This window comes from Rhodococcus sp. WY5 (assembly GCF_018588185.1).
In the GTDB taxonomy this organism is placed as follows: domain Bacteria; phylum Actinomycetota; class Actinomycetes; order Mycobacteriales; family Mycobacteriaceae; genus Rhodococcus_F; species Rhodococcus_F qingshengii.
This window is the reverse complement of sequence record NZ_JAAMPR010000001.1, coordinates 921,217-942,145: the sequence shown is the minus strand read 5'-3', so window position 1 is coordinate 942,145 and position 20,929 is coordinate 921,217. Positions and strand designations below refer to the sequence as shown.

The following is a 20,929-nucleotide window of genomic DNA, read 5'->3' as shown; positions in this document are numbered from 1 at the left end:
TGGCGCGGTGACCACCAAAAGCGTTGTCGATGGGCCGCTTTGTCGATAGTTTTGCGTTCAATCGAGTTTCCATACCCTGCTTTTCCATCCCGCGTCTGGTGATACGAGGGTGAGTCCGGGGTGAATTGGACAAGTGTCTTGCCAAAAGTAGTACACGTACTAGTTTTTTCGTTATGTTGTGACGGCGCGCACACGTTTTGTCCGAATCCACTGCTCATGTTTGCCCTTCCGAAGGAAGTGCCCATGCCCCAAATCTCTCAGTTGCGGCGATTCGCCGTGCCCATAACCGGAACCGCCATGGTCGCCGGAATGCTGCTGGTCGGCACGCCCGCGTCAGCTGCTATCTCGACCACCGGTTTCAAAACAGCGTGCGTTGCCGGATCGATTATCGGAGACGTCCACAAGGTCACCGACAACCTCATCACGGTCGACGCCCCGGCTTCTGTCCAGCCCGGCGAGACTTTCACCTACCGAATTCAGCCGAGCGGAACGTCATATCCGGACAAGGACTCCGGAGCGACTACTACGAACTTGTCACGTCTGAAAATCGACTATGCCATCCCGAGCAATGCGACGTACGTTTCCGCTACCGTCGTCGCAGGTACCTCCATCGGACTCGACAATGTCGCACCGAATGTTCTCAGAGTCAACGATTCTGGCAATGTCGACGGCAGCGGCGGGATCCTGCGGTTGTCAGGAAACAACCAGGTGATCGGCAACAGTCCGACGACGAGCACGAACTCGGAGGGTGGAATTCGAGTACCGAAGTCCAAGAAGAACCTCGATGGCTCGACAAACGGCAACGGAGACACGTGGTTCCGACTTCCCGCAGTCGACGTAACAATGGTCGCTGGTGCGACGGGAGTGATCCAGCCGAAGGTGAGGACCGCGGGTGCGGCCGGCAACCTCGGTGCCAGCGAAAACTTCAGCACTCAGCTCGCAAAGGCGAGTTTCCTTGGTACACAGTGGGCTCCGACCCGGTGCTCGCCTCGCGAGAACAAGGACACCACGCCTCTCAACGCTGGTGCAGGTCCACTCGCGACGATCAGCATTGCTTCGGCTCCGGTGGATGTCGAGACCACGACGTCACTCTCGGTTCCGGCTACTGCCATCACAGGTACGGCGGTTGATCTGACGGCGACGGTTGCTCCGAACAATGCTGTCGGTACGGTGCAGTTCAAGTCGAATGGCGCTGCGATCGGTTCGCCGGTGACGGTGACTGGTGGTGTTGCGACTCTGTCGCACGCGTTCGATGTTGCTGGTGCGCAGAGTGTTACGGCTGACTTCACTGCTGGTGCAGGGTTTGTGAGTTCGTCGGCGCCTGCTCAGACGGTGACCGTTTCTGATCCGGCTCCGGTGGATGTCGAGACGACGACGTCACTCTCGGTTCCGGCGACTGCCGTCACAGGTACGGCGGTTGATCTGACGGCGACGGTTGCTCCGAACAATGCTGTCGGTACGGTGCAGTTCAAGTCGAATGGCGCTGCGATCGGTTCGCCGGTGACGGTGAGTGGCGGTGTTGCGACTCTGTCGCACGCGTTCGATGTTGCTGGTGCGCAGAGTGTTACGGCTGACTTCACTGCTGGTGCTGGCTTTGTGAGTTCGTCGGCGCCTGCTCAGACGGTGACCGTTTCTGATCCGGCTCCCGTGGATGTGGAGACGACGACGTCACTCTCGGTTCCGGCGACTGCCGTCACAGGTACGGCGGTTGATCTGACGGCGACGGTTGCTCCGAATACTGCTGTCGGTACGGTGCAGTTCAAGTCGAACGGCACTGCAATCGGTTCCCCGGTCACGGTGAGTGGCGGTGTTGCGACTCTGTCGCACGCGTTCGATGCTGCTGGTGCACAGAGTGTTACGGCTGACTTCACTGCTGGTGCTGGCTTTGTGAGTTCGTCGGCGCCTGCTCAGACGGTGACCGTTTCTGATCCGGCTCCCGTGGATGTGGAGACGACGACGTCACTCTCGGTTCCGGCGACTGCCGTCACAGGTACGGCGGTTGATCTGACGGCGACGGTTGCTCCGAATACTGCTGTCGGTACGGTGCAGTTCAAGTCGAACGGCACTGCAATCGGTTCCCCGGTCACGGTGAGTGGCGGTGTTGCGACTCTGTCGCACGCGTTCGATGCTGCTGGTGCACAGAGTGTTACGGCTGACTTCACTGCTGGTGCTGGCTTTGTGAGTTCGTCGGCGCCTGCTCAGACGGTGACCGTTTCTGATCCGGCTCCCGTGGATGTGGAGACGACGACGTCGCTCTCGGTTCCGGCGACGGCAATCACGGGTACGGCGGTTGATCTGACGGCGACGGTTGCTCCGAATACTGCTGTCGGTACGGTGCAGTTCAAGTCGAACGGCACTGCAATCGGTTCCCCGGTCACGGTGAGTGGCGGTGTTGCGACTCTGTCGCACGCGTTCGATGCTGCTGGCGCTCAAAGCGTTACGGCTGACTTCACCGCGGGTGCTGGCTTCGTGAGTTCGTCGGCGCCTGCTCAGACGGTGACCGTTTCTGATCCGGCTCCGGTGGATGTGGTGACGACGACGTCGCTCTCGGTTCCGGCGACGGCGATCACGGGTACGGCGGTTGATCTGACCGCTACCGTGGCTCCCTCGAATGCTGTCGGTACGGTGCAGTTCAAGTCGAACGGCACGGCAATCGGTGCACCGGTGACAGTCACGTCCGGTGTTGCGACTCTGTCGCACGCGTTCGATGCTGCTGGCGCTCAAAGCGTTACGGCTGACTTCACCGCTGGTGCTGGCTTCGTGAGTTCGTCGGCGCCTGCTCAGACGGTGACGGTGTCGGATCCGGCTCCGGTCGACAAGGCGACAAAGACGGTGCTGAGTGTTCAGGGTGAAGCCAAGGTCGGACTGCCTGTTGATCTCTTCGCGACAGTGTCCGAAGATCCCTCGGACGCCCTGGTGCCTTCCGGCGGAACGGTCCAGTTCAAGATCGGTGGAGTCGATCTGGGCGGCCCGGTCGCGGTTGTTGACGGAGTTGCCAAGCTCCCGCACGTCTTCGGAGCAGAAGGCACCTTTGCAGTCTCGGCTGTATTCAGTGGATCCGGTGTGTTCACGTCGTCCACTGCGGAGTCTGTCGACGTCAATGTCACGGTTCCGACCCCGTCGGATGTCGAAAGCTCTACGTCGTTGACGGCTCCGTCCTCGGCAAAGGTCGGCACGGCGGTGCAGCTGAAGGCTGTGGTCAGTTCTTCCGGCGCGACGTCGGGAACCGTCCAGTTCTTCGACGGAACGACTCCGATCGGAACTGCCGTTGATGTTGTCGGTGGGCAGGCCGTGCTGAGCCACACCTTCACCACGACCGGCAACCATTCGATCACCGCGGTCTACAGCGGAGCCCAGGGCGTCACGGGTTCCACGTCGACTGCATCGGTTGTGAACGTCGGTAACGGGGGTGGTGGCTCCGGTTCGCTCGGTTCGCTGTCGCTGCCGTTCGGTTCATGATTCTCCGATGATGTGATGCCCCCTTGCGCCCATAGGTGCAAGGGGGCATTGCTCTTCGGGAATCGCGGATTGGTCGTTAGCTGAACTATTGGCAATTCGTGAATATTTGTCTGAAATAACTGATACAAGTACTACTTTTGACGGGTACTGTACGAGCGTCCAGCTCCATTCCGATTTCCGCTCTGTTCGAGTGACCTCCTTCCGTGCGGTTCCCGATCCACGTCTGTTGCTAGCTGAGGAGAGTTCGTGTTGGTGAGAAGAAGTTCCGCGGTCGTGGTGGCGGCGTTGGTCGGTGGCGTGCTGGTGGCAGGTGGCGTTGCTTCGGCAGCTCCGACGTCATCTTCCGCGGTGGAGAACTCGATCGGGTTCAAGCTGGGTTGCGATGGTTATGAACATCTGGCTGTTGATATCGCGGATGTGTTTCATTCGACGGGTGTGACGGTGTCTGCACCGGAGAAGGTGGTGGCGGGGTCGACGTTCACCTATCGGGTTCAGCCGAACGTGATGTCGGTGCCGACGGGTGGGCATGCAGGCCGCAGTGTCGGTAAGTGGACGCGGCTCAAGTACGACTTCGATATACCTGCAGGGGTGTCGTTGGTGGATGCTCAGGTCGTGGCAGGTACTTCGTCGAATTTGTCCGGTGTGACTCCGTCGGTGATTCGGATCAACGACGGCGGTTCGCCGGATGGCGCGGGTACGCATCTGCGTATTTCGGGGAACAATCAGACTGCTGACTCGAACAACAAGGGCGGTAACGGCCCGAGCACGAGCAAGAACAGTGACGGTGGAATCGAGGTAGGGGCAGGGAAGACCTTCCGGTTGCCCGCGATCGACGTGACGGTGGTTGCCGGTGCCGCGGGTAGTACGGTGCAGCCGAAGTTGCGTGCCACAGATGGTGATTCGGGTGCGTTCAATTCGCCGAAGAATGCGTTCACGTTCTTGCAGTACGAGACCCTTTGGCCGGGGTACTGGGAGCGCTACAACTGCTCTCCGCGCGATTCGAGTGGTGGTGGGTTGAATGCGGGTGGTCAGGCATTGGCCACCGTCAACGTCGTCTCGCAGGCGGCGACCTCGACCACAGTGACATCCGGCGCGGCTGCAACGGTCGGTCAGTCGACCGATTTGGTTGCGCAGGTCTCCCCGGCACCGACAGGCGGCACCGTTCAGTTCAAGGATGGCGGAACTGACATCGGCGCCCCGGTGGCCGTCGTCAATGGCGTTGCCACACTGCCACATACATTCACCGCGGCAGGCGATCACTCCATCACCGCTGTATACGACGGTGTTCTCGAGTTTCTGACATCCACGTCACCAGCACGCACAGTGAGCGTGGCCGCTGCCGATGTACAGACGACTGCGTCGTTGACAGTCCCGAGTAGTGCCGTCGAGCAGACCTCGGTCGCGCTGACCGCAAACATCTCACCGGCAGCTAACGGCGGAACGGTCCAGTTCGAGGACGGTGGCATCGACATCGGCGGACCCATCGCGGTGACTGGCGGAGCGGCGACCCTGGATCACACGTTCACCACGACGGGATCGCACTCGATCACTGCGGTCTACTCAGGTACTGCAGGTTTTGGTGGTTCGACCGCGCAAGCTCAGACCATCGAGATCTCGAGCTCAGCGCTGAGTACGACTACAACGCTTCAAGTTCCGGCTACGGCGGTTGCGGGTACTGCTGTTGATCTGACGGCGACGGTGGCTCCGAACAATGCTGTCGGTACGGTGCAGTTCAAGTCGAACGGCACTGCGATCGGTTCACCGGTTGCAGTTGCGTCAGGTGTTGCGACGCTGTCGCATGCATTCGATACTGCTGGTGCACAAAGTGTTACGGCTGACTTCACTGCCGGTGCAGGGTTTGTGAGTTCGTCGGCGTCGGCTCAGACGGTGACGGTGTCTGATCCGGCTCCGGTGGATGTGGTGACGACGACGTCGCTCTCGGTTCCGGCGACGGCCGTCACGGGTACGGCCGTAGATCTGACCGCGACGGTTGCTCCGAACAACGCTGTCGGTACGGTGCAGTTCAAGTCGAACGGCACTGCGATCGGTTCACCGGTTGCAGTTGCGTCAGGTGTCGCGATGCTGTCGCATGCATTCGATACTGCTGGTGCACAAAGTGTTACGGCTGACTTCACTGCCGGTGCAGGGTTTGTGAGTTCGTCGGCGTCGGCTCAGACGGTGACGGTGTCGGATCCGGCTCCGGTGGATGTGGTGACGACGACGTCGCTGTCGATTCCGGCGACTGCCGTCACGGGTACGGCCGTAGATCTGACCGCGACGGTTGCTCCGAACAACGCTGTCGGTACGGTGCAGTTCAAGTCGAACGGCACTGCGATCGGTTCACCGGTTGCAGTTGCGTCAGGTGTCGCGATGCTGTCGCATGCATTCGATACTGCTGGTGCACAAAGTGTTACGGCTGACTTCACTGCCGGTGCAGGGTTTGTGAGTTCGTCGGCGTCGGCTCAGACGGTGACGGTGTCGGATCCGGCTCCGGTGGATGTGGTGACGACGACGTCGCTGTCGATTCCGGCGACTGCCGTCACGGGTACGGCCGTAGATCTGACCGCGACGGTTGCTCCGAACAACGCTGTCGGTACGGTGCAGTTCAAGTCGAACGGCACTGCGATCGGTTCACCGGTTGCAGTTGCGTCAGGTGTCGCGATGCTGTCGCATGCATTCGATACTGCTGGTGCACAAAGTGTTACGGCTGACTTCACTGCCGGTGCAGGCTTCGTGAGTTCCTCGGCGTCGGCTCAGACGGTGACGGTGTCGGATCCGGCTCCGGTGGATGTGGTGACGACGACGTCACTCTCGGTTCCGGCGACGGCGGTTACGGGTACTGCGGTTGATCTGACGGCGACGGTTGCTCCGAACAACGCTGTGGGTTCGGTGCAGTTCAAGTCGAACGGTGCGGCGATCGGTTCCCCGGTGACGGTGACTGGCGGTGTTGCGACATTGAGCCATGCATTCGATACTGCTGGTGCACAAAGTGTTACGGCTGACTTCACTGCCGGTGCAGGCTTCGTGAGTTCCTCGGCGTCGGCTCAGGCGGTGACGGTGTCGGATCCGGCTCCGGTGGATGTGGTGACCACGACGTCACTCTCGGTTCCCGCGACGGCGGTTACGGGTACTGCGGTTGATCTGACGGCGACGGTTGCTCCGAACAACGCTGTCGGTACGGTGCAGTTCAAGTCGAACGGCACTGCGATCGGTTCACCGGTTGCAGTTGCGTCAGGTGTCGCGATGCTGTCGCATGCATTCGATACTGCTGGTGCACAAAGTGTTACGGCTGACTTCACTGCCGGTGCAGGCTTCGTGAGTTCCTCGGCGTCGGCTCAGGCGGTGACGGTGTCGGATCCGGCTCCGGTGGATGTGGTGACGACGACGTCACTCTCGGTTCCGGCGACGGCGGTTACGGGTACTGCGGTTGATCTGACGGCGACGGTTGCTCCGAACAACGCTGTGGGTTCGGTGCAGTTCAAGTCGAACGGTGCGGCGATCGGTTCCCCGGTGACGGTGACTGGCGGTGTTGCGACATTGAGCCATGCATTCGATACTGCTGGTGCACAAAGTGTTACGGCTGACTTCACTGCCGGTGCAGGCTTCGTGAGTTCCTCGGCGTCGGCTCAGGCGGTGACGGTGTCGGATCCGGCTCCGGTGGATGTGGTGACGACGACGTCACTCTCGGTTCCGGCGACGGCGGTTACGGGTACTGCGGTTGATCTGACGGCGACGGTTGCTCCGAACAACGCTGTGGGTTCGGTGCAGTTCAAGTCGAACGGTGCGGCGATCGGTTCCCCGGTCACAGTGTCCGGTGGTACCGCGACCCTCTCACATTCCTTCGATGCCGCTGGCGCGCAGAGCATTACCGCGGATTTCACCGCTGGTGCCGGATTCAAGAACTCGGTTGCGAGTGCGAAGTCAGTTCAGGTCAGTGTTGCCGACCAGGAATCCGTCGTCGAACTGAATATCCCGACCGACGCCAAAACTGGTGTGGCGACCGACTTGTGGGCAACCGTCCGAACGTCGTCGGATGATGCTGTCGGCGTCGGAACCGTGCAGTTCTACGACGGTGGCGTCGCGATCGGCGGTCCTGAAGCGGTTACGGCCGGCGCTGCCGGCCTGACGCATTCGTTTACCTCTGCGGGTGCGCACAGCATCACTGCGGTCTATTCGGGAGGAGCCGGTGTAGTCGGATCCTCGGCCCAGGCGCGGACGGTGAATGTAACGGACCCTGCGCCTTCGGATGTCACCACGGAGACTGTGGTGACGGTGCCTGGTGATGCCGTGGTGAACAAGTCGGTGACCCTGTCGGCGACTGTCAGTTCGGTGCAGAACGGTGGAACGGTGCAGTTCATGGATGGGGATACTCCGATCGGTGACGCTGTGGCAGTGGTCAACGGGATCGCGGCGCTGAACCACACCTTCACCACAACTGGCACGCATTCGATTTCGGCAATCTACAGTGGCGCAGCCGGATTCACAGGCTCCACCTCGGCGGCCCACGCAATTCAGGTCAAGGCTGCAACCGGTGGTGGCACGGGCAGCCTCGGTTCAGGCAGCGCTGGCTCGAGCGATTTCCTTCCCTTCGGTTCCTGACCGAAGCAGTTCAGGTCGCGGCCCCGAGGCAATATCCCTCGGGGCCGATCGACAGGGTGAACTGCATCGAGCGCGAGTTACCGGTTCCGTCGCTGACGGGCAGGGTGACACGGACGTAGTCGCCGCGAACCGGAGTGACTGTTGCAGCGTCGGCGTCGAAAGACTTGATACCGGCCAGCTGATTCGGATCGAGCTTGAGAGGCGGCTGGCCGGTGGCGCCGGTGCCGTCCGGATCCCACGGGCTGTTGCCGGGGCAGATCAGTGGATAGAACGTCTCGACGTCGCGGGTATTGACCGGCCGTCCCGTGGCGCGTGAGAGAAACCTGACGACGGCGTGGGAAGCGTCGGCCGCGGTGTAGAAGTTTGATTGCCCCGCAGGGAAGACGAACGGGCACGCATAGCCGGAAGCGATCTCCGAGCGCTTGGCGGCGACGGAGAGTCCGCCGCCGCTCCAGGTGACCGCGTACTGGCCGTCGACGCCTGGTGCGGCGATGGCCGTCAAGATGGCGGGAACATCCGAGTATCGGTCGGCGATCGTTGTGGGCGGCATCGTCCAGCATGCGTTCGTGAGCGCGTCCACGTCCAAGGACACCAGGTCCGTTGCCCAAGCTGCCAAGGCCGGCGCAGCAGCCGGATTGCCGGGCACGTCACCAACCGGAGGTGGCGCGACCGGCGCAGCGGGCGCAATTGTCGTCGTGGGTGCGAGAGTGGTTGTCGTCGTGGTTTCAGTCGTCGGCGGAGACGGTTCGTCCGTCAGGATTCCCGTCCGTCCGTCGTCCTCACATGCGGTTATCGCCAACGTCATGGCGAGTGCGACTGCCCCCACTGCCGCTCGTCCTGCCGACTTCATTCGTTCGTACGCCCCTTTTGCGACATTCTGACCAACATCCACCCCAGAACTGCTGCGGGTCAGATCACGGATTCCCGTCTACGCTAGCGAACTGTGGATCCCGTTTACAGAACAGTCATCGGCATCGCCCGTACCGTCTTCGCTTTCGAGGGCCTGAAGTTCTCCGTCAAGGGAGAGCAGAACATCCCGGCGTCCGGTGGCGCCGTGATCGCGATCAACCACACCGGGTACATGGACTTCACGTATGCGGGACTGCCGGCACGGACCCCGAAGCGCTACATCCGGTTCATGGCCAAGAAAGAGGTCTTCGACAACAAGATCTCCGGACCGATCATGCGGGCCCTCAAGCACATCCCGGTCGACCGCGGCGCGGGCGCCGACTCCTACAAGGCGGCCGTAGATTTCCTGAAGCGCGGCGAATTGGTGGGCGTGTACCCCGAAGCCACGATCAGTCGGAGCTTCGAGATCAAGGAATTCAAGTCCGGCGCCGCCCGCATGGCGATCGAGGCGGGCGTCCCGATCGTTCCCGTCGTCATCTGGGGCGCTCAGCGCGTGTGGACGAAGGGTTATCCGAAGCGTTTGGGCCGCACCAACACTCCCATCTCCATTGCCGTCGGCGAGCCGATTGCACCTTTCGAGCCGGCGAGTGAGCTGACGGCGAAGCTGCGGTCGACGATGCAGGAGTTGCTGCTCGATCTGCAGAAGAGCTACGACCATCCCGCCGGCGAGTACTGGGTGCCGGCCCGCCTCGGTGGCAGCGCGCCGACGCTCGAGCAGGCCGACAAGATGGATGCCGATGAGGCCGAGGCGAAAGCCAAGGCTCGCGAGGCGCGGAAGTCCGAAGGCTGACCCATGCCCTTCGAACCCGTTTACACCGCCGTCGAGGTAGTCGCGCGTGGTCTGAGCGGTTTCCAGGGCGTGAAAGTCACCCGCACCGGGACGGAGCACGTCCCGGTGTCCGGCGGTGCCGTCATCGCGATCAACCACACGAGCTACCTCGATTTCATACCGGCGGCCCTGGCGGTCGGTACCGCGAAACGCAAGCTCAGGGTGATGGCAAAGGCCGAGTTGGCGGACAACAAGGTCCTCGGCTTCCTCATGCGTGGATGCGGCGTCATCGAAGTCGATCGCTCTGCCGGAGCGCAGGCGTATCGAGCCGGAGTCGACGCCCTGAAACGGGGCGAACTGGTGGGCGTCTACCCGGAGGCGACTATCAGCCGGAGCTTCGAGATCAAGGAAATGAAATCCGGAGCAGCTCGGATGGCCATCGACGCCGGCGTTCCGATAATTCCGCTGATCGTCTGGGGCGCCCAGCGGATCGTCACCAAGGGCGGACCGAAAAATCTGGGCCGCAATCATTTCCCGATCTCGGTGGAGGTGGGTGCACCGATCGATCCGGTCGAGCCCGCCGAAGCGCTGAGCGAGATCCTGCGCATCGAGATGGATGCAATCCTGCGCCACGTTCAGGACGGGTTCGTGCACGAGCCCGGGGCGTACTGGGTGCCTCGTCGACTCGGCGGTGGCGCACCGACGCCGGAGGAAGCTGCGGCCATGGACGCACAGGAACGCGCGAAGCGGGCGCGCTGAGCGAGACCGTCGTACCGGGCAGGCACAATGGCGGTGTGAGCCCAGACCGTCGTATCAGCCCTGACCGCCCAACCTTGGTTGCGACCGATGTCGACGGCACCCTCATCGATCACGACGAGTTGGTCAGTGCCCGCACCCGCGCCGCCGTGCATGCCGTCGTCGAATCCGGCACGCCGTTCCTGCTGGCAACCGGGCGTCCTCCGCGATGGATTTCGCCCGTCGTCGAGGGCTTGGGATACGCGCCACTCGCCGTCTGCGCAAACGGTGCCGTTGTCTACGACAGCTACGCCGACCGCGTCCTCAGCGCCGCGACCTTGTCGGTCGACGCACTCACCGAACTCTCCGAGCTGGCACTGGTTGCACTCCCGGGCGCAGGTTTGGCCGCGGAACGAGTAGGGGAGAGCGCACATGACGCCGCCACCCCACAATTCGTCAGCTCACCGGACTACGAACATGCCTGGCTCAACCCGGACAACACCGAGATGTCCGAGGACGAAGTGCTTGCGGCGCCGGCCGTCAAACTCCTGATTCGCCGTCCAGGCATGACCAGCACGGCGATGTACGACACGCTCGCCCCGCACGTCGGTGCGCTCGCCGACATGACGTACTCCACCGAGAACGGACTGATCGAACTCTCGGCGCCGGGCATCACGAAGGCGTCGGGCCTGGTTGCTGCCGCGGAGAGGTTCGGCTTCGACCTGTCGGGTCTGGTGGCCTTCGGAGACATGCCCAACGACATCCCGATGCTGGGGATGGCTCGACTCGGCGTCGCCATGGGCAACGCTCACCCCGAAGCCAAAGCCGCAGCCGACGAGGTCACCGACACCAATTCGGCACACGGGGTCGCAAAAGTCCTCGAGCGCTGGTGGTCGTAGAACCCACCAGCGCCCGAGGACGTGTACTGCTCGAGTGTCAGCCGACAGGCGCGCTGTTGGCCATTTCCTGGGCAAAGGTCTCGTTGTAGGTCTTGAGGACCTTCGTGACCATGCCGGTGATCTGGTTGAAGATCAGCGAACCGTTCTCGAAGTCACTGCGCAGGCCGTCCGGGATCGAGTACTCGTCCGAGATCGGCAATCCCAGTTCACCCGCGTCGGAACCGAAACTCTGCCACGACTTGAAGATCTCGCCGAGCACGGTGAACACTCCGCCGTTCGGCGAGGTGTAGACAGCGCCGTTCTGGAACAGCGCACCCTGGTTGCCGAGCTTCGCCTGCAGAATTCCGGACAGTGCCTGGCCGAGGCGTCCGATCTCGCCACCTTCGGCGATCCACTTCTGCGCGAGCGGTGAATTGTCGGTGATCTGCAGAATCTGGGTGACCAGATCCGGGATCGACGAACCGGTGCCACCGGTGACCGTGTCGACCGGAGTGGTCGGCTTGGGCGCAGGCGTCGACGGATTGGAAGGGTTCGAGGGGTTCAACGTTCCCCCGATGTTCGCGGCCGCGATGTTCCGGATGTCGTTCATGTGTGCGTATGCGGCATCACCCGGGCACGCGGTGTTTCCGACGTCGCGGTGGGCGAAGATGATCGGCAGATCGACTGCTGCGCCCTGCGGGTACGGCGTGAACTCGGTGCCCTCGGAGTACATCGTCGTTCGGCCCTTGGGATCGAGTCCGGCCATGCCGAGCTTCCAACCGAGGAACTTGCCGACGGCGTTGAGCGTCGCCTGCGAAGGCTCGACGGTGGAGTAGTCGCCCATCATCGCGATACCGGTGGTGTTCTCGTTGAATCCACCCGCGTGTGCACCCTGAACTGCCTTGTCGAGTCCGCCTGCGCGGCCTTCGAAGGTCTGACCGTACTTGTCGACGAGGACGTTGTATCCGACGTCGCACCAGCCGAGCGTCTGTGCGTGGTAGGCGTAGATCGAGCGGACGATGCCGGCCGATTCGGCCTTCGTGTAGTTGTTGCTACCTGCGGTGTGGTGAACGGTCGCGCCACCGATGAAGTCGTCGTAGGTGGGGGAGTCGCAGCGAAGTGACTCGTCTGCTCCCCACTGAGCGCGGGTGATGACGGACGGTCCGCTGCCGCCGAGCGGCGCTGCGACGGCCTGCAGATTGCTGTCTGCCTCGCTGGCACCCGGGTCGATCAACACGGCGGTGACGGCATCTGCTGCCGTCGTCACCTGGCGAAGCGGCTTGGACACCGAAGCGGGTGTGTACCCGAGTTCGCCGGTGGCTGCGGGTGCTTCAGCGGGGGCAGCTTCCGGAGCGGGCGCGGGGGCAGCTTCCGGAGCCGGGGCCGGCACAGCCTCGGCTGCGGGAGCAGCGGCACCCTGCGGCGTGAGGATCTGGATGGACTTGGTGGCGCCGACGAAGACCGGTTCGGTGGCGGTACCGGAGTTGGTGGCCTGATCCGAGCTGGCGGAGTCGATGGCGTCAGGGGTGAACCACGGGCCCCAGGTGCCGTCTTCGGCCAGGGCGCGGACCTTGGACTGCGCCGAGGCGATGGTGTCCGAGGTCAACGCGACCATGCTGAACGGAGTGTCGCGGGTGACTTCCTTGACCACGGCACCTGGCTCTTCCTCGGAAGGAACCGGAGCGGTTTCGGTCGGGGCGCCGGGAGCAGCGGGTGCCGGGAACAGCTCGGTCGGCAGCGTGATCCCGGGAGGTAGCGGGATTTCGGTCGGGAGCTTGAGGTTTCTGAGATCGCCCAGGTTGATGTCGGGGAGATCGAGACCGGTCAGCTCCTTGACCGGAATGATGATGTCGGGCACCGACGCGAGGAGCACCTCTGCGATCTGGGTCGGCACTGCTACTGACGTCGTCTCGTTCGCGGAACGTACATCGGACGTAGTGCTCGTGAAGCCGTAGACCGCAAAAGGACTTGCGACAGCCACTGCGGCTACAGCCCCGAGTACGAGCGAGGGCTTCGGTCGACGGTGTGGCAAGGGATTACTCCTCGGTTGTAGTTACTTGCGAGCGAACTTCAGGGCCGATGACGGCCGTGAACGGAATCCTTCAAAACCGGATCCGAGCAGGTCGGATGCCATGTTCTGGGGTTGAACTCCAGTTTTCGGACGCGTACGTCTGCAACTCGTGATGCTGATGTGACTCGTGTGACTGGTGTTGCTAACTCCAAACACTCTTGCCACACTAGTCACAAAAGTCCATAACGCTCAACCTTAGGGTGAGACTTTAGTTAAATCGTTGTGGACTGGCCTGCGCGCGAAGTACCGACTTCGCGGACTCGTGAGGCCGGTAGCGATGAGGAGAGCATTGATGGCGAGAAGCGGAAGAAGCGGAACTGCAGGTAAGAAGCCTGTGTCCGGTCGCGCAGGTCGCTTTCTGGTGGGCGGACCCGGGAGGCGAACCTCGCTGATGCGGATCTCGGTCCTCGGTCTCGTTCCGGCTCTTGCGCTCGGCGTCGCGATCGGAGGTTTCACGCAAATCCGCGCTGACGAGCCGTCGATCCTGCACGCCGTCGCTGCCGACACGCAGTTCACGCTCTCCGGGCACGGCAACGGACATGGCCGTGGAATGGGCCAGTGGGGCGCTTACGGCTACGCCAAGAACGACGGCTGGTCCGGCGAGCGAATCCTCAGTCACTACTATGGGGGAACCGTCCTGGACTCGATGCCGCCTGCCCAGATGAGTGTGCGGCTCACGGCCCAGGACAACTCGACGCTCGACGTCTACTCCGACGCCGGCCTCGTGGTCAACGGTCAGCGCACCGCGCCCGGCGAGGCTGCCCATCTCACTGCACTGCCCGGGGGCGGTGCGCAGGTAGTGGTCACCAGCGGGTGTGGTGGCGGGGTTGTCTGGGAAGCGGTCACCGACCATCCGTGGGTGGACCCGGTGGACCTCGGTCCTGATCGACCCGCCGACCAGTTCCTGAAGCTGTGCAACAACGACGCGCCCTATCGAGGCGCCCTCGGCGTAGTGCTCGACAACGGCTCGGCTCGGACAGTCAATCTCCTCGACATGGAGGACTACCTGCTCGGCGTGGTGCCGGTCGAAGCGAAGGCCGAATGGGCCGATTCCGGTGGGGCCGAAGCGCTACGGGCGCAAGCCGTGGCAGCACGCTCGTACGCTGCGACCGAGCATCGCAGCTCGTACGCCGACACCTGCGACACTCAGGACTGCCAGGTCTACGGCGGAGCGGGCAAGGAAGATCCCCGCACCACCGAAGCCGTCCGGTCCACCGCCGGCGCCGTTCTGTCGCGTGACGGCAAGATTGTTGCCACCGAATTCTCCTCGTCCACAGGAGGTTACAGCTCCGGCGGTGAATTCCCGGCCGTCGAGGATCTCGGTGATGCCCTTTCTCCGAATCATGACTGGACAGTGAATCTGACCGCAGGGCAGATTGCGGAGGCCTTCGATGTGGGTGAGCTGCAATCGCTCAAGATTCTCTCGCGCAACGGATTCGGTACCGACGGCGGGCGAGTGACGGCAGTCGAGGTAGTCGGAACAGATGCAACTGTTGGCGCCACCGGAATTCAGTTCCGCCAGAAACTCGGCCTGAAATCCGACTGGTTCACCATCGGTGACGGTGCGGGTGTGGTAGTGGCACCGGATTCGGAATCGACAGTGCCGGAATCCAATTCGCCATCCGACGATCCATCGGGTACGGTTACGGAGACGCAGATCGAGAAGAAGTATCGGGAGCTCGGCGGTGAAAGCGGCTCTCTCGGTGCTCCTGCCGGCCCGGAGATGCAGTTGCCCTCCGAAGCAGGCACTTTCCGTGTCTACGAAAACGGAACCATCATCTGGACAAAGGTTTTGGGCGCGCAGGTAGTTGATGCCAACGTGCTCCGCGAGTGGATACCGACGGGCGGAAGCTAGGGGAAGGTCGGTCGGTAGCGACTCGCACGTATCGACTCTGAAGGGTCTCTGCCGTAACCCGGCGGAGGCCCTTCAGGTCGTTCAGGGTTCGTTGGTTGTCGGTCAGATGGTCGGGGCGTCGCCGAGCAGGCGGTACTCGAGCCACAACTCCGCACGTTCCGTGGGGGAGCCGAGGTCGAGCTGGAGAAGGCTCTCGATCCGAGCGAGTCTGCTGCGCAACGTATGCCGATGAATATTCAGCGCTGTGGCTGCGGCGTCGCCCACCCCGTTGTGTGCCAACCACATGGCCAAGGTCCGGTAGAGATCGCTACCGCCCTTCGCTTCCAGAAGCGGGCGCAAGTGTGCCGCCGCGAATGCCGTCGAGCGATCCTGGTCGAGAAATGCGGACAATCCGCTCTCCGAGAGTTCGGCGAACCGCATCGAAGGCAGGTTGCGGGCACCGGCCTCGGCTGCTGCCTGCGCGGCTTGGCGTCTGGCGCGCGAGAGATCGTCCCACCACAGCATGTCCGACACGCCGACGGTGACGTCGATTTCGTTGACACGGGCGAGGATTCGCCCGCTGTCGGTAGCCGAGACGACGGCAATCAGTGCACCGTCGGTGATGCCGAACGCCAGATCGCGGCTGAGACCATCGAGCAGTGAGACGGACACGCTCTCGAGCAGGCCACTCGGGCCCGCTACGTGGAAGACCTGGAAAGGCTCGACCGGAAATCCTCCCCACAGTTCCCCGGAGATGTTGCGGGCGAGCGCATTCTGTCCCTCGAACAGCTGATGCATCGCAACGGTACGAAGGTGGTTCATCGTCAGCTGTGCGTCTCGGGTTCGAGCCGTCATCAACGTGAGCAGAGACGCGGCTGCGATGACGATGCCCTGATTCAGTGAACCGACGGCGCCGGGGCAGCCGGCGACGAGGTACCCCATCAGCTTTCCCCTCGACGTCAGCAGCGGATGGGAGATGACGTCCTCGTTCTCACTCGTGAGGAAACTGACTTCCATCGGGCGGGCGTCGCGCTCGGGGGCAGTTCGCTCGATTCCGGCGGCCGCGGCGGTGTGTGAGATCTCGACGGTATGTCCGGCCGAGTCCAGCAGAGCCGCCCATCCGCCGATCAATTCCGCCACCCGTCGTACGACTGCCCGGGTGCCGTTGACCGTCACCGCAGCTTGAAGCAGTCGCCGCAGGCTCTGGTAATTGCTGCGCAGCGCTTTCATGTCGTCGTCGGATTGCGCCTTCGACACCGCTTTGGTCAGGGCGATGAAAGGTGTTCGCAATGGGACGTCGAGAAGGGGCACACTGAAACGGGTGGCCGCATCCACCAGAGTCTGTGGCGCCTGCTCGTATCCGAGGCCGGTTCCGAAACCGATTCCGGCAATTCCGGCCGCCACCAGGGTCCGTACGAATCGGGTCGTTTCCGCGGCCGTCGTCGGTAGTGACACCCCGGTGATGAGTAGTAGTTCACCGCCGTCGAGGAAGGGCGTCGGGTCGGGAAGTTCGGAGACATGTGCCCAGGTCAGGGTGCGATCGAGCTGGTCGTGCCCAGCCAGGACGCGAAGGCCGAACTGTTCGGTCGCACAAAGCTGGCGGAGCGTGATGGGCATGAGTCCAGTCTGACACCTCGAACTTGCCACTTTGTAGTGCCTGCGGTCACGTTTGTACAAAGTGGAGCCTGACGCGAGCTTGCCGAAGGTCCGACACTGGCGCTATCGAAAATGCGCTCCGGATAGAGCGCCACCGAGATCCACGTTCCGAACAGCCCACAAGGAGTACTGATGTCCAGTACAGACCAGCCGGCACTTCAGCACACGCTGAAGAAGCGGCATCTGTCGATGATTGCGATCGCAGGCGTCATCGGCGCCGGACTGTTCGTCGGCTCCGGTGTGGCGATCCAGGAGACGGGACCCGGTGTCCTGATTTCCTACGCGCTTGCCGGCGTCGTCGTCATCCTCGTGATGCGCATGCTCGGTGAGATGTCGGCAGCGTCGCCGGAAACCGGCTCGTTCTCCTCGTACGCCGACAAGGCCATCGGCCGCTGGGCGGGCTTCTCGATCGGCTGGCTGTACGCGTGGTTCTGGATCATCGTGCTCGGTATCGAGGCCACCGCCGGTGCCCTCATCATGAATCGCTGGGTCCCCGGCGTTCCCCAGTGGACCTGGGCATTGATTCTGATGATCGTGCTGACGCTGACCAACATCATCTCGGTCAAGTCGTTCGGCGAGTTCGAGTTCTGGTTCGCCTCCATCAAGGTCGTCGCCATCATCGCGTTCCTCGGCATGGGCATCGTGGCGATCTGCGGATGGATGCCCGGCGTCGAAGCACCCGGAATGACAAACCTGACCGGTCACGGCGGCTTCCTGCCGAACGGAACAGGAGCGATGCTCGCCGCAGTCCTTGTGGTCGTGTTCTCGTTCTTCGGGGCCGAAATCGCCACGATCGCCGCCGGTGAATCGGCCAACCCGCTCGAAGCTGTTCGCGCAGCCGTCAAATCCGTCGTCTGGCGAATTCTCATCTTCTACATCGGCTCGATCGCGGTGGTCGTCACCCTGCTTCCCTGGGACAGCGCGTCGGTTGCACTCAGCCCGTACGTCGCCGTCATGGACTCCTACGGCATTCCGGCCGCGGGCAACATCATGGACGTCGTCGTCCTCACGTCGGTTCTGTCCTGCCTCAACTCGGGTCTCTACACCGCGAGCCGCATGATCTTCTCCCTCGCCGGCCGCGGCGACGCCCCCAAGTCGCTCTCACGTATCGAGAAGACCGGCGTCCCGATGCGCGCTGTCCTGGTCTCGACGATCGTCGGCTTCCTGACCGTCGGCATGAACTACCTCTCCCCGGACAAGGTCTTCCTGTTCCTGGTCAACTCCTCCGGTGCGATCGCGCTGTTCGTCTGGCTGGTCATCTCGGTGTCCCAGCTGCGCACCCGCCGCAAGCTCGAAGCTTCGGGCCAGGAGCTGGAACTCAAGATGTGGTTCTTCCCGTACCTGACCTACGCCACGATCGCCGCCATCATCGCGCTCTGCATCGGCATGCTCACCCTGGACTCGACGCGCAGCCAGATGATCGTGTCCCTGGGACTTGCAGCGATCCTCGTGGGTATCGGGCTCTACCGCTACCGGAACCACAAAGACACCGACGCCGACGCCGACGCCGAGGTCGTGCCCGTCGCCGAGAGCGCTCCCACACCCTGACACCAACGTCCCCATCTGCGAGATACTTCGATGTCCTAGTATCGGCCACGGACAGAGAAATCGACGTGAGCACAGCAGATGGGGACAATCATGACCACACCCGAACCGATCGTCATCGTCGACGGGGCCAGGACCCCCGTCGGTAGCTTCGGCGGCGTCTTCAAGGACGTACCCGCACACGAGCTGGGCGCCGCAGCAGCCAAGGCCGCGCTGAGCCGCGCCGGCGTTGCGCCCGAAGACATCGACGAGGTCGTCATGGGCTGCATCGGCCAGGTCGGCCCGGACGCCTACAACGCACGCCGCGTCGGCATCGCCGCCGGACTGCCCGAGAACGTCCCCGCCTACACCGTCAACCGCCTCTGTGGAAGCGGCCTGCAGGCTGTGTGGTCTGCGGCGATGCAGATGCGATGGGGCGCAGCTGCCATCACGCTCGCCGGCGGTGACGAGAGCATGTCTCGCATGCCCTTCTACGACTTCGCCGCCCGCTCGGGCTACAAGCTCGGCGATCGCAGCCTCGTCGACGGCACCGTCGCGATGCTCACCGACCCGTTCAGCAAGGCTCACATGGGCCGCACTGCCGAAGCCGTCGCCCGTAAGTACGGCGTCAGTCGCGAGCAGCAGGACGAGTTCGCCGTCGAATCTCAGCGCCGCGCCGCTACCGACGCAGCGAAGGCGGCATTCGCCGAGGAAATCACTCCCGTAGAGACCGGTGGTCGGCGCTCCGTCACCGTCACCGAGGACGAGCATCCCAAGCCCGGAACCACCGTCGAAACCCTCGCCAAGCTGCGCCCCGCATTCGAAGAGGGCGGATCCGTCACCGCCGGTAACGCGTCGGGCATCAACGACGGCGCCGGCGCACTCGTCCTCGCGACGGGCACCGAGGCAGCCAAGCGCGGTCTCACCGGACTGGTCACGCTCGAAACCGTCACGACGGCAGCCATGGAGCCCGGCCTGATGGGCTACGCTCCCGTGCTCGCTCTCGAAAAGCTCTTTGCGCAAACAGGATTGAAGCCTTCCGACATCGGCACCGCCGAGGTCAACGAGGCGTTCGCTTCGCAGGCCATCGCCGTCATCCGTGACAGTGGCCTGGATCCGGAGAAGACCAACCCGTACGGCGGAGCGATCGCCCTCGGACACCCGGTCGGCGCCACCGGAGCCATCCTGACCCTGCGTGCCGCGCGCGACATGGTTCGCCGCGACCTCGAATTCGGCATCGTCACCATGTGCATCGGCGGCGGTCAGGCACTCGCTGCCCTGCTGAAGCGGGTCTGATCATGGCGACCAAGCGCAAGCCGTCGTGGCACGACGACGAGATCACCGCAGTAGCCGAACTGGCCCGTGGTTTCTTCGATCGTGAACTGATCGCCAAGCGTGAGCAGTGGGACGCTCAGCATCGCGTCGACCGGTCCGTGTGGCTCGAAGCCGGCAAGCTCGGCCTGCTGTGCTGCTCGATTCCCGAGGAATACGGCGGGGGCGGTGGAACTTTCGCGCACGATCTCGCTGTCTTCGAGGCGCAGGGCTACTGCGGTGACTATGCGCTCGGTAACTCCGTGCACAGTGGCATCGTCGCCCACTACGTGCTCGAGTACGGAAGCGAAGAGCAGAAGAAGGCCTGGCTGCCAGGTATGGCGACGGGCGAAATCCTCGGCGCCATCGGAATGACCGAGCCAGGAACAGGTTCCGACCTCAAGGCAATCACCACGTCCGCGATCCGTGACGGTGACCACTACGTCGTGAACGGGTCGAAGACCTTCATCACCAATGGTGGCAGCGCCGACATGATCGTGCTTGCCGTCAAGACCGACCCCAAGGCGGGCGCCAAGGGTGTCTCGCTCCTGATTGTGGATCTTCGTGACTGCGAAGGCTTTGCGGTCGGCCGCGTGCTCGACAAGGTCGGTCAGCACGGCGCCGATACGTCGGAGCTGTCCTTCACCGACGTTCGCGTTCCCGTCTCGAACCTCCTCGGTGAGTCCGAGGGGCTCGGCTTCGGTCAGTTGATGGCGCAGCTGGTGCAGGAACGCCTCATCATCGGCGCGCAGGCCATCGGCACCATCGAGCGTGCAGTCGAGGAGACCGTCGCATACACCAAGGCGCGTCAAGCGTTCGGGCACAGCCTCTTCGAGTTCCAGAACACCGCCTTCGAGCTGGCTGAGTGCCAGACGATCGCACGCACCTGCCGTGTCTTCCTCGACAACTGCATCGAGGATCACCTCAACGGCGAGCTGGACGGCGCAGACGCCGCGATGGTCAAGTACTGGCTCACCGAGCAGCAATGCGCCGTCGTCGACCGGTGCGTGCAGCTCTACGGCGGATACGGCTACATGCGTGAATACCCGATCGCGCGCATGTACGAGGACTCCCGCGTCCAGAAGATCTACGCCGGCGCCAACGAAGTGATGAAGGGCATCATCGCGAAGAGTCTTTGATCACCGGCGTCGAAAACCATTGACACCGACCAGGCACCCACCGAG

Annotated in this window: 12 protein-coding genes; 9 read left to right on the top strand and 3 right to left on the bottom strand. The window is 63.0% G+C overall.

Features of this window, described 5'->3' with window-relative positions:
• Positions 1–243 precede the first annotated feature (243 nt).
• Together G4D79_RS04255 and G4D79_RS04250 are read left to right on the top strand one after the other, a co-directional pair.
• Positions 244–3,459, top strand: a complete 3,216-nt coding sequence (locus G4D79_RS04255; RefSeq protein WP_214514222.1) for an Ig-like domain-containing protein — start codon at positions 244–246, stop codon at positions 3,457–3,459.
• A gap of 252 nt (positions 3,460–3,711) precedes the next feature.
• Entirely contained in the window at positions 3,712–8,058 is a 4,347-nt protein-coding gene (locus tag G4D79_RS04250; RefSeq protein ID WP_214514221.1) for an Ig-like domain-containing protein, read from the top strand.
• A gap of 10 nt (positions 8,059–8,068) precedes the next feature.
• On the opposite strand, the gene G4D79_RS04245 is transcribed toward G4D79_RS04250, so the two are convergent.
• Complete coding sequence (locus G4D79_RS04245) at positions 8,069–8,908, bottom strand: hypothetical protein (RefSeq protein WP_042921235.1); 840 nt, start codon at positions 8,906–8,908, stop codon at positions 8,069–8,071.
• 93 nt (positions 8,909–9,001) lie between these two features.
• On the opposite strand from G4D79_RS04245, the gene G4D79_RS04240 reads away from it, so the two are divergent.
• From G4D79_RS04240 to G4D79_RS04230, 3 genes are read left to right on the top strand one after another with little or no spacing between them, the layout of a single operon-like run.
• Entirely contained in the window at positions 9,002–9,757 is a 756-nt protein-coding gene (locus tag G4D79_RS04240; protein ID WP_042921233.1) for a 1-acyl-sn-glycerol-3-phosphate acyltransferase, read from the top strand.
• A 3-nt stretch (positions 9,758–9,760) separates the two neighbouring features.
• Positions 9,761–10,495 (top strand): 1-acyl-sn-glycerol-3-phosphate acyltransferase, encoded by a 735-nt coding sequence (locus G4D79_RS04235; protein ID WP_054188660.1) that lies wholly within the window; start codon positions 9,761–9,763, stop codon positions 10,493–10,495.
• 53 nt (positions 10,496–10,548) lie between these two features.
• Positions 10,549–11,370, top strand: a complete 822-nt coding sequence (locus G4D79_RS04230; RefSeq protein WP_037131235.1) for a Cof-type HAD-IIB family hydrolase — start codon at positions 10,549–10,551, stop codon at positions 11,368–11,370.
• Positions 11,371–11,407: 37 nt separating this feature from the next.
• Here the strand turns inward: G4D79_RS04230 and G4D79_RS04225 are convergent, their stop codons facing one another.
• The gene (locus G4D79_RS04225; protein WP_047272750.1) at positions 11,408–13,381 is read right to left on the bottom strand and encodes an N-acetylmuramoyl-L-alanine amidase; all 1,974 of its coding nucleotides are present in this window, start codon (positions 13,379–13,381) and stop codon (positions 11,408–11,410) included.
• Positions 13,382–13,712: 331 nt separating this feature from the next.
• Here G4D79_RS04225 and G4D79_RS04220 point away from each other — a divergent pair, with 331 nt between their 5' ends.
• The gene (locus tag G4D79_RS04220; RefSeq protein ID WP_099696823.1) at positions 13,713–15,275 is read left to right on the top strand and encodes a SpoIID/LytB domain-containing protein; all 1,563 of its coding nucleotides are present in this window, start codon (positions 13,713–13,715) and stop codon (positions 15,273–15,275) included.
• Between the two features lie 102 nt (positions 15,276–15,377).
• On the opposite strand, the gene G4D79_RS04215 is transcribed toward G4D79_RS04220, so the two are convergent.
• Complete coding sequence (locus G4D79_RS04215) at positions 15,378–16,871, bottom strand: PucR family transcriptional regulator (protein ID WP_003943944.1); 1,494 nt, start codon at positions 16,869–16,871, stop codon at positions 15,378–15,380.
• Positions 16,872–17,042: 171 nt separating this feature from the next.
• Here G4D79_RS04215 and G4D79_RS04210 point away from each other — a divergent pair, with 171 nt between their 5' ends.
• From G4D79_RS04210 to G4D79_RS04200, 3 genes are all read left to right on the top strand, one after another.
• The gene (locus G4D79_RS04210; RefSeq protein WP_099696822.1) at positions 17,043–18,458 is read left to right on the top strand and encodes an amino acid permease; all 1,416 of its coding nucleotides are present in this window, start codon (positions 17,043–17,045) and stop codon (positions 18,456–18,458) included.
• Positions 18,459–18,548: 90 nt separating this feature from the next.
• Positions 18,549–19,730 (top strand): thiolase family protein, encoded by a 1,182-nt coding sequence (locus tag G4D79_RS04205; RefSeq protein WP_007731825.1) that lies wholly within the window; start codon positions 18,549–18,551, stop codon positions 19,728–19,730.
• A 2-nt stretch (positions 19,731–19,732) separates the two neighbouring features.
• The gene (locus G4D79_RS04200) at positions 19,733–20,884 is read left to right on the top strand and encodes an acyl-CoA dehydrogenase family protein (protein ID WP_007731824.1); all 1,152 of its coding nucleotides are present in this window, start codon (positions 19,733–19,735) and stop codon (positions 20,882–20,884) included.
• Positions 20,885–20,929: the final 45 nt, after the last annotated feature.